A 12,933-nucleotide genomic window follows, 5' to 3' on the forward strand; every position below is an offset into this window, starting at 1 on the left:
AATAGTGGTTAGAGCACCTAAATTGTTCCGAGGGCCCATAGGATCGGTTGGCAGTCATTTCCGGCCAGTTGCTACCCCGCTCTGTTTGCTACCCCGCTCTGGCGACAAACCGGTACACAGGGACAACCGACCCTATCAATCGTCGGCGGCCGTCCCGTCGGCACCCTCGCGCCCGCGTTTGGCCGTTCGGGTAGCGTAGCGATCAGCGTAGCGGAGACAGCCGATCTCGTGTGTCTCAGTTAGCTCGATAGCCGTCGGAGTAGTCGTTTCACATGGGGAAACGAACCGCTCGGCGAGCGTCTCTGCGGCGGCATCGACGTTTTCGGAGTGGAGTTCGTCGATCGAACTCGAGAGGAGGTCCTCCGCCGCCGGATCCGAGACGCGCTCGGGGATACCGAACTCCTCGCGAACCAGTTCGTCGATTTCCATCCGCGAGAGCGTCGACACGTCGTCTCGAGCCGACTCGTCGGTAATGGTGAACAGCTCCGTAACCGAACGAGCGTCCTCGGCACGGAGTGTGAAATTCAACAGCGATCGCCACGTCGATTGGGCGACATCGAACTCCTCGGGGGCGATTACGCGCGGACACCGCGTATGGAACCGGCAGCCGGTCGGCGGGTCGATTGGTGAGGGTACCTGTCCTTCGAGGAGGATCTTCTCCCCCTCCCAGAGCGGATCCGGTTCGGGAATCGCGGAAAGCAACGCCTCGGTGTAGGGGTGGTACGGTTCCGAGAACACCTCGCTGGTCGTCCCGACTTCGGCGAACTCGCCGAGGTACATGACGGCGATCCGATCCGCGATGTGCTCGACCACGCTCAGATCGTGAGCGATAAAAATGTAGGAGAGGTCGAACTCCGCTTGCAGATCCTCGAGGAGATTGAGAATTTGGGCCTGCACGCTGACGTCCAGGGCGCTCACCGGCTCGTCGCAGACGATGATCTCCGGATCGACGGCTAATGCGCGTGCGATACCGATCCGCTGTCGCTGACCGCCCGAGAACTCGTGTGGATACCGGTAGGCGTGGCTCGGATTGAGTCCGACGGTCTCGAGGAGGCTCTGGACTCGCACGTTTCGTTCTTCACCCGAAGCGATACCGTGGATGTCGAACGGTTCGCCGACGATGTCGCCGACGGTGAGACGAGGGTTCAGACTCGAGAACGGATCCTGAAAGATGTACTGCAGGTCCGTCCGGAGGTCCCGGAGATCCGAACTCGAGAGATCCGTCAACTCGATCTCGCGGCGCTCGCCGTCCGCCGTCTCTTTGGTGTACGTAATCGAGCCGCCGGTCGGTTCGATAAGCCGAAGCATCGATCGACCGAGCGTCGTCTTGCCGCAACCGCTTTCGCCGACGACCCCCAGCGTTTCGCCGGGGTACAACTCGAGGTCGATGCCGTCGACGGCCTTGACGAGCTGTGACCGACCGAGGAGGTTGTCGATGAACCCGCTGCTCGACTCGTAGTGTTTCGTGAGGGCTTCCGTTCGCAAGATCGGCTCGTTCTGGCTACTCATGATGTTCACTTGAGACGTATTCGGTCGGGGTGTGATCGTCTTCGACGGTAACCGTGTATCCGATACCGTCCTCGAGGTCACCCGTGTACTCGAGACATTTCGCTGATCTGGTCCCCGATTCGACATCATCGAACTCGACCAATCGCGGCTCCTTTTGCTTGCAGATCTCTTCTGCGTACGGACAGCGGGGATGGAAACTACAGCCCGACGGCGTTTCGATCAGATCGGGCATCGTTCCGGGAATCGTCTGCAACCGGTCGCGGTCGTCGCCGATTCGCGGAATCGAACTCATCAACCCGACGGTGTAGGGGTGTTTCGGGTCGTAGTACAGCTCTTCGACCGGCGACTTTTCGACGGGTTGGCCCGCGTACATCACCATTACCCGGTCACAGAGTTCGGCGACGACGCCGAGGTCATGCGTGATGAGCTGGACCGCGGTATCGAACTCGTCGGTGAGTTCCTCTAAGAGCTCGAGGATCTTCGCCTCGGTCGTCACGTCGAGGGCGGTCGTCGGCTCGTCGGCGATAATCACGTCGGGATCACACGAGAGCGCCATCGCGATCACGGCTCGCTGTTGCATCCCGCCGGAGAACTCGTGGGGGTAATCGGTGTACCGGTTCTCAGCGTCCGGAATCCCGACTGTATCGAGCAGTTCGATGCCCCGTTGTTTGGCCTCCTCGTCGCCGTAATCGAGGTGGTGTCTGATCGCCTCGGCGATCTGTTCGCCGACGGTGTAGACCGGGTTGAGTGCGGTCTGGGCGTCCTGGAAGATCATGGCGATGTTGTTCCCCCTGAGCCGTCGAACGGCCGGCTCCGGCGCGCGGAGCAGTTCGACGTAGCTGGTATCGCCGTCGTGGACGATGAAATCCTCCTCGCCGATCAGGCCGAGCTCCGATGCGTATCCCTGATCGATGACATCGCGTATACCGAGTTCGCCGTCCGCACGCAATCGCGGTAAGTCCGCGGTTTCGTGCTCCGGATTGCCGGTCACGTCCAACCCCGAGACGCCGCGGTCCTCGAGGCGCTCGATGACGTTCGCAAAATCGGACTCCCGGCGGAGCTCGCCGACATCGACGACGTGTTCGGGATAGGATTCCTCGAGTTCCTCGACGGTGTCGGGGTCACAAAAGCGAATCGACCCCGACTCTATCTCGCCGGGGCTCTCGATGAGGCGCAACAGCGACAACGCGGTGACGCTCTTTCCCGCACCGCTTTCGCCGACCACGCCGAACTTCTCTCCGGCGTCGATCGTATAGGAGAGGTCGTCGACAGCCGTAACAACGCCCTCTGACGTGTAAAACGAAACCGTCAGGTTGTCGATCTCGAGTAGAGCCATTAGCCGCCACCTCCGTGGCCAACGTCGTCGACCTGCGTGTCGAGTGCGTCGTTGATGACGTCGCCGATCATGTTCATCGACATGACGAACAGGAAGATCATAAGTCCAGGGAAGATGGTTGCCCACCAGTACCACGCTCCGCCGGCACCCGTAGCGAGGGTGTCGCGCTCGGCGTCGAGCATCGTCCCCCACTCGGGGGTTCCGGGGCTAAATCCGATCCCGAGGAACCCAAGCGCCGCGACGCCGATAACGACGGTACCGATACTCAGCGTCGCCTGAACGACCACCGGTGCGATCGCGTTCGGGATGATGTGTCTGAACAGAACCGAGCGGTCCCGCGCGCCGAGTGCCTTCGCGGCGAGGACGTACTCGTTTTGCTTGACCTTCAGGATCTCGCCGCGGATGATACGGGCGTAGGAGGCCCAGCCGACGAGTGCGAACGCACCGACTAGCGGCCAGAATCCGCCGCCGAACAGGGCGACGAGGATCAGTGCCAGGACGAGGGCCGGAAACGCGAACACGAGGTCGAGAAACCGCATCAGCACGCTATCGACCCAGCCGCCGAAGTAGCCCGAAATACTGCCGTAGATCACGCCGACCGTCGCCGCGATCGCGGTCACGACGAGGCCGATCGAAATACTGTATCTGCCCCCGACCATCACTCGAGAGAGCATATCCTGTCCCTGCCGGTTCGTTCCCATCAAGTGGGTCATCGATGGAGCGTCGTGTCGACCACCGACCGCCGTGGCAGTCGGGTCGAACGGTGCGAGCGAGAAGGGTTGAACGGTCATGCCGGACACGGAGATGGGGCGTGCCACCAAGGCGGTCACCGTCATCAGCACGACGACGACGATTCCGATGAGCGCCAGTCGGTCCCGCGCGAGGCGACTCACGATCCGCCGCCACAAACTCATCGGTTCGACGTATTCCTCCTGTTTTTCCTGTGCGGTCTCTGACTCCCAGTCTTCGCCACCACCCGTTTCGAACCCCGATATCTGAATTCGTCCTCGTTCTGTTGACATAGATTGTGTTAATATTCGTCCCTAATTCGTGGATCGAGCAGTGCGTAGACGATGTCCGCGAGCAAGTTCGCGAGCACGACGACCGCACCGGTCAGCAGCGTGATCGCCATCAAGAGATTGATCTCCCGGAGCTGGATCGCCTCGACGAGTTCTCTCCCGAGGCCGGGCCAGGCGAACACGACCTCGACGACGACCGACCCGGAGACGAGACTCGCGGTGAGGAACGCGGCGACGGTCGTGACCGAGATGAGCGAGTTTCGCAACACGTGTTTGAGGATGACGGTTCGTTCGGGGAGCCCCTTCGCACGCGCTGCGGTCACGTACTCCTTGTTCAGTTCCTCGGCCATCGACGTCCGCATGATCCGCATCATGTTCGCCGAGGCCGCCGTTCCGATCGTGACTCCCGGGAGAATCAGCCACCAGAGCATCTCTCGAGAGAGCAAGCCTGTCTGCGGGTCGAGCGTCGGGAAGAGATCGAGTTGGACGGCGAAGATCGCCATCAACATTAATCCCAGCCAGAAGTTCGGGATCGAGATGCCCGACAGGGCGGCAAATCGACTGACATCGTCGCCGAGTTCGTCTTTGTTGACCGCCGCGTAAATTCCTCCCGGAACGGCGATCAGTATCGCGAACACCCAACCGAACGCTCCGAGCAAGAGCGTTTCCGGAAGGCGCGCCATGACGATCGTATCGGCGCTCCGACTCGAGGAGTACACCTCGCCGAAATCACCGGTGAAGATTCCCTGCATCCAGTCGAGATACTGGACCCAGATGGGGTCATTGAGTCCGAACTCCTCGCGGAGTCGAACGGATTCTCCGGGCGGAACGTTGGGATTTGCCGCGACCATCTGACTGACGACATCGCCAGGAGCGGCGTGCATAATTCCGAACGTTACTACCGAAACGCCGAACAACACCGGAATAGAGGTGAGGACCCGCCGTAATATGTACTTTTGTAAACTCATTCCTATATGAATTTTGAGCGGGTTGCGCTACCGATCCAGGTAGATGATCTGCTCGTCCGCGGGGTTGTACAGCGCGTAACTCAGTATGATCTGCGTCTGTGGATGGACGTTGAACCCGACGACATCCGTGTTCGTCGTCCCAGTGTTCAACGAGTAGTCGACGATCGTGTTTGCACACATATCCGCGTATTCTGGCCAGAACTCGTCGTACGCCGCCCGTCGAGCGTCCTGATCTTCGGCGACGTCGACACCGAACCGACAGCCCCGCAATTGATCGACAAACTCGTCCGGAAGCACCCCCTCCGCCAGGAAGAAGTTACAACAGCCGTTATAATTATCCGGGTCGGTGATCGCTTCGATGAACCCGTGGGTGTCAGGAGTTCCGGCGAGACCGATAACGGCCGGAGCGTTACGTTCTGCGTTATCAGTTCGAGCTTCATCCGTGTAGAGTTCCGAGGTCCAGTCACCCAGTTCCGCAGGGGTTTCCAGTTCGGCCTCGAACAAGCCGCTGTCGTTTAACTCGTCGACGACGAGTTCCATCTTATCGACCCGTTCGTCGTCGTCGGAGTTCGTCTCGATGACGACCTCGACCGGCGTCTCGATGCTCGCCTCCTCGAGCAAGGCTTCTGCCTCCTCAACATCGGGCTCGACGTTGTACGCCCAGTCCTCCTCGACGATTTCGTCGTATTCTTGGGCCGTTCCAAGATCGGCGGCGGGCGACGGGAACGGAACCTGGGCGGGATCACCCCACCCCTGCTCGACGAGATCGACAATCTGCTGGCGAGGGATAAGCGCGCTGACCGCCTGTCGGACTTCCCGTTCGGCGAAGGCACCGCCAGTGTCGGTGTCGTCCATCGGGAACTGCATGAATTTAAAGCCGAGCGCTTCCGTCGCAGAGACCACGTAATCATCGGACGTGTGGAAGTTGTTGCGGGCCTCGGACGGTAACTCGTAGGCGATATCGACATCGCCGTCTTCCAAGGCGTTGCTCCGCCCGGTACTGTCGTCGACGAATCGAATGTTAATCTCGTCGATAACGGGACCCTCCGGGAAGTCCGCCGGTCCGTCGTACCACGGGATGTTCTCGAGGCCGACTTCTTCGACCCAGTAGTTATCGGTGCGCTCGAGGAGGAGCTGTTGGCTCTCGTCGAACTCCGCGACCTCGTAGGGCCCCGTCCCAATCGGTACCATATCCTCGTCGTCGCGCGGGTCCAACTCCCCGGCCGGGACGTCGAAGTGTTCCGAGGGGTAAATCATGGGCGGCAACTCGATGAAAGCCGCAGCGTCTGGATCCTGAGCGTAGAGTTCGAACTCGTATCCGTCGTCGCCGTCGGTCGCTTCGGCGTGAAGGAAGCTATCGAACATCTGCCCTTGATTGTCGGAGCCGACGTATCTGTCGTAAGAGCGAACGACGTTCTCCGCGGTGAGTTCCTCGCCGTTGTGGAACTCGATCCCTTCGTGCAGTCGTCCCTCGACCCGGACGCCGAAAACACCGTCGGCGACGGCGTCAGCGGCTTCGTCTCGAGTGATAACTCGAATCGATTCCCCGTCTTCTGCGGGGAGATCGTCCGGATGCTGTATCAAGACGAGATTAGTGTCGTCGTCCAGATCGAAAATCGGGATCCCGTCCTCGACTTCGGCGGGTTCCACCTCGATCATATACTCCTCGTAATCGGTCGCACTGACGTCGTTAGCCTCGTCGGCCTCGTACTCCTCTGCCATCCAGAGGTAGGATTCGGCGTCGGAGTTCGTCGTCAACAATCCGTCGTACACGGCCTCGAAAACCACCGAGTCTTCGGCCTGCGTACTCTGAGCCTGGTCGTAGTCGGAAATGCTGCTTCTCGGAATGGCAAACTCGAGGCGACCCCCCTCGACGATTTCGTCGACGTCTACCTCGTTGCGCTCGAGTGCGGCGTCGATATCTACTTCTTCGTCACCGTTCCCCCCGAGACAGCCGGCGACGCCGGCGACACCGGCTGCTGCAATCCCCTGAAGGACGCGACGGCGATTAATAATCGATTCACGTGAACTCAATTGTCGGGACATAGTTGTATTCTCCATTTTTGTTTGTATCTCTGTCTCTCCCTGGAACGTTCATCAAACGAGCACCCAATTTACACAGTACACCCACAACGTTCGTATTGGGAGATTATTGATCATGTTATACTACATCACACGTACAACGGGGAAACCATAAATAAGTTAGTATTGCCATTCATTATGTCGAGAATATTATTGGCAAATTAGAAAGTTATTAGCGGTATTAGCAGGCACACGTCCATAGTCGGTAGGAGAAGATTGCGAAAATTCGCATGGAGTTTTTTGTGTATTGGTGTGCACGTTCGAACAGAAATTTGCACATTCGAGAATACGGGAACAGAACAGTTCACCAGCTTTTCATAATTGTCTCGGTCCGAAAATTCGGCATTCGGTTCTCGGTCAGATGCCGCGCGTGCGGTAGCGCAGAATCCGTCGGTGGGTTCGACCTTTCCTCGCGGTTGTTGATAACTCAAATCCCGTCTCGGCTTCGTATCACCTTTTGACCCGGCCTGTCCGTCTTCGGTATTCCGGCTCCCACCGTGCTACGCCCGGATAGTGCTCGTCTCAAAAGTAGCGAGAGATGTTTTGAACTATGTCGAGACGCACTCTCGAGTTGGTTCGCACTAAAACATAGCGGGAGGTAGATTTGAACTACGCCGAGACGTGCTCACTTCGTTGCGCGCGCCTCGTCTCATTCAAATCTACTCTAAACCATTTTCAGGGATTCCGCCTCACGCCTCGCTACGCTCGGCGTTCGGTATTAATCCCTGAAAAGTAGCGGGAGGTAGATTTGAACTACCGGTCTGCGGGTTATGAGCCCGCCGGAATCTCCTGGCTATCCCATCCCGCTATCATATCATATCGGGTTTGCCTAGTTAAGGGTTGTGATTCGGCTACCGTATGCGGGTTTCTACCGTTAGTCTCGGTGTACCTTCCACGTGTAAAGGCTCTCACAGGTGTAGTTGACGAAAAAGCCGACGCCGATTCCGACCACGTTGGCGATCATGAACCAAACAGTGAACCAATACACCAGGATGGTCAACACCGAAAGTGTCACGAGAAACCCGGCAAATCGGACGAGATAGGACTTAAGAAGGCGACGAACCAGAGCTCGTGGCCCCATCTTTCCGTGCGAGGAGAACGTCCAACGTTCGTTGATCGCGAAGATAACGCTGATCGCGAAAATCCAGGCGATGACTTTCCCGCCGACGGGACCGAGCGCCGTGAGCGAGACGAGTGCGAACAGAACGACATTGTCGACCGTTGCACCCACGAGCCCGACACCGGCAAACTGCGTAAATCGAGCTCGAGACCGAAGCGCGGACAGTCGAATTCGGAGAATCTCCGTGAATGACTTACTCATCAGCTCATCAGAGACCGCACGATTCCGTTAGTGGATCCTGAGTGGACAACTGTGCTATGGTTGCCGTCTGTTGGACCGGCACATTCGTCGCGTGTACCGGCACCCTTCTCGGATCGAGTCGCTTCTCGAGTTCTCGAGGAGAACGTTCACTGAGACCGATATCCGGCCGAATAGCGGGGACAACGACACCAGCAGACCGACCCATATGTATCTATTACTTCCAATCGGTAAGGAAAAGGGTTCTGACAGCGGCTTCCCGTTGAACTGGACTCGAGTCGGCCGTATCGGCCGTTCGAAACTACGCTTGCCAACTGTCTATCGACGGTTACACCGCGAGGTCGCCCTTCGGTCGAATCACATCGACGGCTTCGGCGTCGACGCGGTCGACGTCGAGGAAGTGCGGAAGAAACTCTCGACGTTCGAACTCGTCGAACTCGGATTCGGCACCGACGGTACACCAGAGCTGTACCTCCTCGGGACCGTGCCACTCGCCGTTGCGACTGATACCGAAGCAGACCAGCTCCTCCCCGTCGTAGTCGATAACAGCCCCCTTCCGAATACCGGGGTCGCCGTGGATGATAAGCCGCTTCATAGTCGGCGATTCGAACGGTAACGGATTAAACGCTTCGAAGCCCGCAGTTGGGAACTAGCAACGGGACGTACCACTGCAGGATCGACTACCGTCCTCAATAGAGATCATTCACCAGCCTCAACGGAAATCATCTCCCCAACATAATTGGTCTTTGCGCCCGCCCGCGAGGCGAGCACGGAATGAATAGCTGGCTCGAGTCCAACGTTCCTCCTCGAGCCAAACTGATACTGTCGGCTGTAAGTCGTTCACAATTTTCGTCGCCTCGGGGTGTGAAAATCTTCACATAGTTACAGCCGGCAGTATGATGGTCGCCGCCAAACCGTGTTCCCTTGCCGACGCGACCGCCGTGTGGGTTCAGTCGGGGGGTTCCCGCGACGACGAACCAAACGGGTTTTAAGCGGCGCAATCATAGCCTGCTTCAAGTGAACTAACCATGCAGATGCCACGCCGATTCAATACGTACTGTCCGCACTGTAACGAACATCACCAGCACGAAGTCGAGAAGGTTCGAACCGGTCGCCAGACTGGGATGAAAAAGGTTGCCGACCGACAGCGAAAACGCCAGACGTCTTCGATCGGTAACTCCGGGAAGTTCTCGAAAGTTCCCAGTGGGAACAAACCGACGAACAAGACCGACCTCAAATACCGCTGTAGCGAGTGTGGCAACGCACACCTTCGAGAAGGATGGCGCGCTGGCCGAATCGAATTCCAGGAGTGATTACAATGGCAGGATCTTACTACAACGTCCACTGCGGTGACTGCGAGAACGAACAGATCGTCTTCGGAAAAGCCTCCACGGAGGTCGCGTGTGCCGTCTGCGGAACGACGCTCGCCCGACCGACCGGCGGCAAAGCCGAAATCGACCACGAGATCGTAGAGACAGTCGAGTCACGATGAAGTACAGTGGCTGGCCCGACCCCGGCGAACTCGTCGTCGGCAAGATCGACGAGATTGAGGACTTCGGCGTCTTCGTCGATCTCGAGGAGTATCAGGACAAGCGCGGCCTGATTCACATCTCCGAGGTCGCAAGCGGCTGGATCAAGAACGTCCGCGACCACGTCCGCGAAGGCCAGATCGTCGTCTGTAAAGTCCTCGACGTCGACGAATCCCACGAACAGATCGATCTCTCCCTAAAAGACGTCAACGACCACCAGCGCTCGGACAAGATCCAGGACTGGAAAAACGAGCAGAAGGCGGACAACTGGATGGATCTGGCGCTCGAGGAGGACAGCGACGACGAGGCTTACACGGCGATCGCAAACGAACTGATCGGCGTCCACGGAAGCCTTTATGACGGATTCAAGCAGGCGGCGATCCACGGCGCGGAAGCGCTCGAGGACACCGACCTCTCCGACGACGAGATCGACGCACTCGTCGAAACCGCTCGGGAAAACGTCTCGGTGCCCTACGTCAATGTCACCGGCTATGTCGACCTCGAGAACGCCTCTCCGTCGGGTGTCGACGGCATCCGTGAGGCGCTCGAGGCCGCCGAAGGAAACGGCGAAGTGCCCGACGAAGTCGAACTCGAAGTCGTCTACGTCGGTGCACCGGAGTACCGCATCAAGGTCCGTGCGCCGAACTACAAGACCGCCGAATCCCAGCTCGAAGAGAGCGCGAGCCGCGCGGTTGCGGCGATCCAAGAACAGGGCGGCGACGGCGAGTACCACCGAGAGCGCAAGACCGACGACGAGTAAGAACGTGAAAAGGAGTCGTCGCACGCCCACTGTTGCGTGCGAAGGAGACAATGAATGAAATCTAACATACGGGTGTGTTCGGCGTGGGAACAGGCCCACGAACGTCCGGTGTACACGCTTTCTGAGACGTGCCCGGAGTGTGGGGCCGACGCCGTCAACAGCGCGCCGGCACCGTTCGATCCGACCGACAAACACGGCGAGTACCGACGCGCACTTAAGCGTCGCAATCGCTGATACGGGTATGGACGAACTCGAGATCGACGCAGTTGCCGAGGTCGAGGTCGACGACCCAGTGCTCGTCGAAGGGCTTCCCGGCGTCGGACACGTCGGAACGCTCGCCGCAGAACACATTCTCGAGGAACTCGACGAAGAGAGTACCGTGATTCGACGCGTCTATTCGCGCGAGTTCCCACCGCAGGTGACGATCGAGGACGGCGTCGCCGAACTGACCTGTGCGACGCTTCACGCGGTATCGAACCCCGACGGGCGCGACATGCTCGTGCTCACCGGCGATCACCAGGCACAGACCAACGCCGGCCACTACGCGCTCACCACCGCGTTTCTCGACATCGCAGACGAGTTCGATACGTCGGAAATTTACTCGCTGGGCGGGGTTCCGACGGGCGAGCTCATCGAAGAGTACGCGGTCATCGGCGCAGTTACCGACGAATCCCGCGTCGAACCCCTCGAGGAGGTCGGCGTCGAGTTCCGCGAGGACGAACCGGCCGGCGGCATCGTCGGCGTGAGCGGCCTCTTGCTCGGACTCGGTGCGCGACGCGGCTTCGACGCGGCGTGTTTGATGGGCGAAACCAGCGGCTACCTCGTCGATCCCAAGAGCGCTCGGGCAGTGTTGGAAGTGCTCGAGGAGGTCGTCGGGATGGAACTCGAGTACGAATCCCTCGACGAGCGTGCCGACGAGATGGAAGACGTCATCGGCAAGATTCAGGAGATGGAACAACAGCAACAACAGCAGTCGATGGAGATGCCGACCGACGACGACCTGCGGTATATCGGATAACAGAAACGCCGTAACGATTTTTCCGGACAGTGAAAAGACTCAGCCCCGTTACTCGTTCGCCGAGCGACGCATTCGGAAGAATCCTCAAGTGACGTTATTGGGGAAACACCATCAAGCGACACCACCGACCCCCATTACGAGGAAAACGACACCGAAGCCGAGGAGAACGACGCCGCTTAGTACCGAAATAGCCGGAGCGAAGGCGTCGATACGCCGACCCACTGAAACCAGCGCCGCCGGATAGCTCACGATCCAGGCCGCGATCCCGATGAAGAAGCCGAGCAACAGCGCGGCCGAACCGGTCTGGACGACCAGCGCCCCCGAAAGCGCTTCGCTAGCGCCCGGAACGTGAGCAAAAATGTCGAGAGTGCCGGACTGGAGGAGACCGACGCCGACGGTGAGCCAAAACCCGATCTGGTAGGGGTTCGTCAGTGAGAGGGCGAACGTCTTCCGGAAGCCGTTCGAATCCCCGTCGGTCGCATCGACAAAGCCACTCGAGGAGCGCGCTTCCTGAAACGCACCCATGGCAAAATACAGCATGAGAACGCCGCCGACAAGATAGAGAGCGGGCCTGATTACCGGATACTGATCAATGATCGCCACGACGCCCGCGAGTGCACCGACGAAAAAGACGAAATCCGCGAACATGGCACCGAGTCCGGCGCTGAATCCGGCTCTCCATCCACGGAGAACGCTTTCCTCGGCAATAATGGCATTCATCGGTCCCGGCGGGGCGGCCAACGCGATGCCGAAGACGGCGCCCACGAGGACCGTCGTAACGATCGTAAACACGTATTCAACTTGAGGGAGAGCGTCTTTGAAAGGCTATCGACAGCGTTCAAGAAGAGCAGCGGCACACACTCATCGTCTCGTTCCGGCGTCGAATTCGACTCGAAGGGAACTTCGTGCCTGGTGCATTATCGCTCTTCTCTCCGAATGACGCGCTCGATCTTTTCGTAGGGAACGCTCCCCTCGCCAACGGGCTGTCCGTCGAGCTCGAGGTATGCCGGCTCGGAGTCGGGATCACGGCTCCCCGTAATCTCACCGGTCACTTCGATGCGTTCCTCACCCGTCATCGCGTAGCTCTCGACGTCGACGATGTCGCCGATATCGACCAGTTCGTCGACCAGTTCCATCGCTTCTCGTTCGTCGGCTTCCGGCGGGATCTGTAGTTCAGTCATACGTGGATTCGATTAGACGGTGCATTCGATTGGGCTCACCACAACTGTGCGCGTGGCGTCTCGCAGCTATCGCAGATGACCGCTTCGTTTCCCTTGTAGCGTCCTTTCTCGAGTCGCCCGTCCGAACAGGACGGACACGCCCGCCCCTCGAGAAGGGCGACTAACCGACTGCCATCGCATTGGGTCGTTGCCATATCACTACTCTCCGCCGGT

At 59.0% G+C, this 12,933-nt stretch carries 15 protein-coding genes and 1 tRNA gene; 5 read left to right on the forward strand and 11 right to left on the reverse strand.

Annotation, left to right across the window (positions count from 1 at the left end; all coding sequences use genetic code 11):
- Positions 1 to 135: 135 nt before the first annotated feature.
- The 8 genes from QNM96_RS03505 to QNM96_RS03540 form a co-directional block, all read right to left on the reverse strand.
- A complete protein-coding gene (locus QNM96_RS03505) occupies positions 136 to 1,509 on the reverse strand; it encodes an oligopeptide/dipeptide ABC transporter ATP-binding protein (protein ID WP_283834625.1) in 1,374 nt (457 codons plus the stop codon).
- On the reverse strand, positions 1,502 to 2,845 hold the full coding sequence (locus QNM96_RS03510) for an oligopeptide/dipeptide ABC transporter ATP-binding protein (protein ID WP_283834626.1): 1,344 nt from the start codon (positions 2,843 to 2,845) through the stop codon (positions 1,502 to 1,504). Before QNM96_RS03510 ends, QNM96_RS03505 begins: the two co-directional genes overlap by 8 nt.
- A complete protein-coding gene (locus tag QNM96_RS03515) occupies positions 2,845 to 3,867 on the reverse strand; it encodes an ABC transporter permease (RefSeq protein ID WP_283834627.1) in 1,023 nt (340 codons plus the stop codon). Before QNM96_RS03515 ends, QNM96_RS03510 begins: the two co-directional genes overlap by 1 nt.
- A gap of 8 nt (positions 3,868 to 3,875) precedes the next feature.
- Positions 3,876 to 4,832 (reverse strand): ABC transporter permease, encoded by a 957-nt coding sequence (locus tag QNM96_RS03520; protein ID WP_283834628.1) that lies wholly within the window; start codon positions 4,830 to 4,832, stop codon positions 3,876 to 3,878.
- Positions 4,833 to 4,859: 27 nt separating this feature from the next.
- Positions 4,860 to 6,878, reverse strand: coding sequence for an ABC transporter substrate-binding protein (locus tag QNM96_RS03525; RefSeq protein WP_283834629.1), 2,019 nt, complete (start codon positions 6,876 to 6,878; stop codon positions 4,860 to 4,862).
- 769 nt (positions 6,879 to 7,647) lie between these two features.
- A tRNA-Met gene (locus QNM96_RS03530) sits at positions 7,648 to 7,722 on the reverse strand.
- A 66-nt stretch (positions 7,723 to 7,788) separates the two neighbouring features.
- Positions 7,789 to 8,235 carry a GtrA family protein gene (locus QNM96_RS03535; protein WP_283834630.1) on the reverse strand — a complete coding sequence of 149 codons (447 nt, stop codon included), beginning with the start codon at positions 8,233 to 8,235 and terminating at the stop codon, positions 7,789 to 7,791.
- Between the two features lie 325 nt (positions 8,236 to 8,560).
- The gene (locus QNM96_RS03540) at positions 8,561 to 8,827 is read right to left on the reverse strand and encodes an HAH_0734 family protein (RefSeq protein ID WP_283834631.1); all 267 of its coding nucleotides are present in this window, start codon (positions 8,825 to 8,827) and stop codon (positions 8,561 to 8,563) included.
- Positions 8,828 to 9,260: 433 nt separating this feature from the next.
- On the opposite strand from QNM96_RS03540, the gene QNM96_RS03545 reads away from it, so the two are divergent.
- Genes QNM96_RS03545 through QNM96_RS03565 form a run of 5 tightly spaced genes read left to right on the forward strand, consistent with a single transcriptional unit; the run spans position 9,261 to position 11,539 of the window.
- Complete coding sequence (locus QNM96_RS03545; protein ID WP_283834632.1) at positions 9,261 to 9,545, forward strand: 50S ribosomal protein L44e; 285 nt, start codon at positions 9,261 to 9,263, stop codon at positions 9,543 to 9,545.
- Positions 9,546 to 9,550: 5 nt separating this feature from the next.
- Positions 9,551 to 9,724: a 30S ribosomal protein S27e gene (locus QNM96_RS03550; protein WP_283834633.1), complete on the forward strand. Its 174-nt coding sequence runs from the start codon at positions 9,551 to 9,553 to the stop codon at positions 9,722 to 9,724.
- Entirely contained in the window at positions 9,721 to 10,521 is an 801-nt protein-coding gene (locus QNM96_RS03555; RefSeq protein WP_283834634.1) for a translation initiation factor IF-2 subunit alpha, read from the forward strand. Before QNM96_RS03550 ends, QNM96_RS03555 begins: the two co-directional genes overlap by 4 nt.
- A gap of 54 nt (positions 10,522 to 10,575) precedes the next feature.
- Positions 10,576 to 10,755 carry an RNA-protein complex protein Nop10 gene (locus QNM96_RS03560; RefSeq protein ID WP_283834635.1) on the forward strand — a complete coding sequence of 60 codons (180 nt, stop codon included), beginning with the start codon at positions 10,576 to 10,578 and terminating at the stop codon, positions 10,753 to 10,755.
- Between the two features lie 7 nt (positions 10,756 to 10,762).
- On the forward strand, positions 10,763 to 11,539 hold the full coding sequence (locus QNM96_RS03565) for a proteasome assembly chaperone family protein (protein ID WP_283834636.1): 777 nt from the start codon (positions 10,763 to 10,765) through the stop codon (positions 11,537 to 11,539).
- A gap of 111 nt (positions 11,540 to 11,650) precedes the next feature.
- Here QNM96_RS03565 and QNM96_RS03570 read toward each other — a convergent pair whose 3' ends face one another.
- From QNM96_RS03570 to QNM96_RS03580, 3 genes are all read right to left on the reverse strand, one after another.
- The gene (locus QNM96_RS03570) at positions 11,651 to 12,331 is read right to left on the reverse strand and encodes a LysE family transporter (RefSeq protein ID WP_283834637.1); all 681 of its coding nucleotides are present in this window, start codon (positions 12,329 to 12,331) and stop codon (positions 11,651 to 11,653) included.
- 125 nt (positions 12,332 to 12,456) lie between these two features.
- Entirely contained in the window at positions 12,457 to 12,720 is a 264-nt protein-coding gene (locus QNM96_RS03575) for a hypothetical protein (RefSeq protein ID WP_283834638.1), read from the reverse strand.
- A 35-nt stretch (positions 12,721 to 12,755) separates the two neighbouring features.
- The gene (locus QNM96_RS03580) at positions 12,756 to 12,914 is read right to left on the reverse strand and encodes an HVO_A0556 family zinc finger protein (protein ID WP_283834639.1); all 159 of its coding nucleotides are present in this window, start codon (positions 12,912 to 12,914) and stop codon (positions 12,756 to 12,758) included.
- Positions 12,915 to 12,933 lie beyond the last annotated feature (19 nt).

This window comes from Halostagnicola sp. A-GB9-2, assembly GCF_030068615.1.
Classification (GTDB): Archaea; Halobacteriota; Halobacteria; order Halobacteriales; family Natrialbaceae; genus Halostagnicola.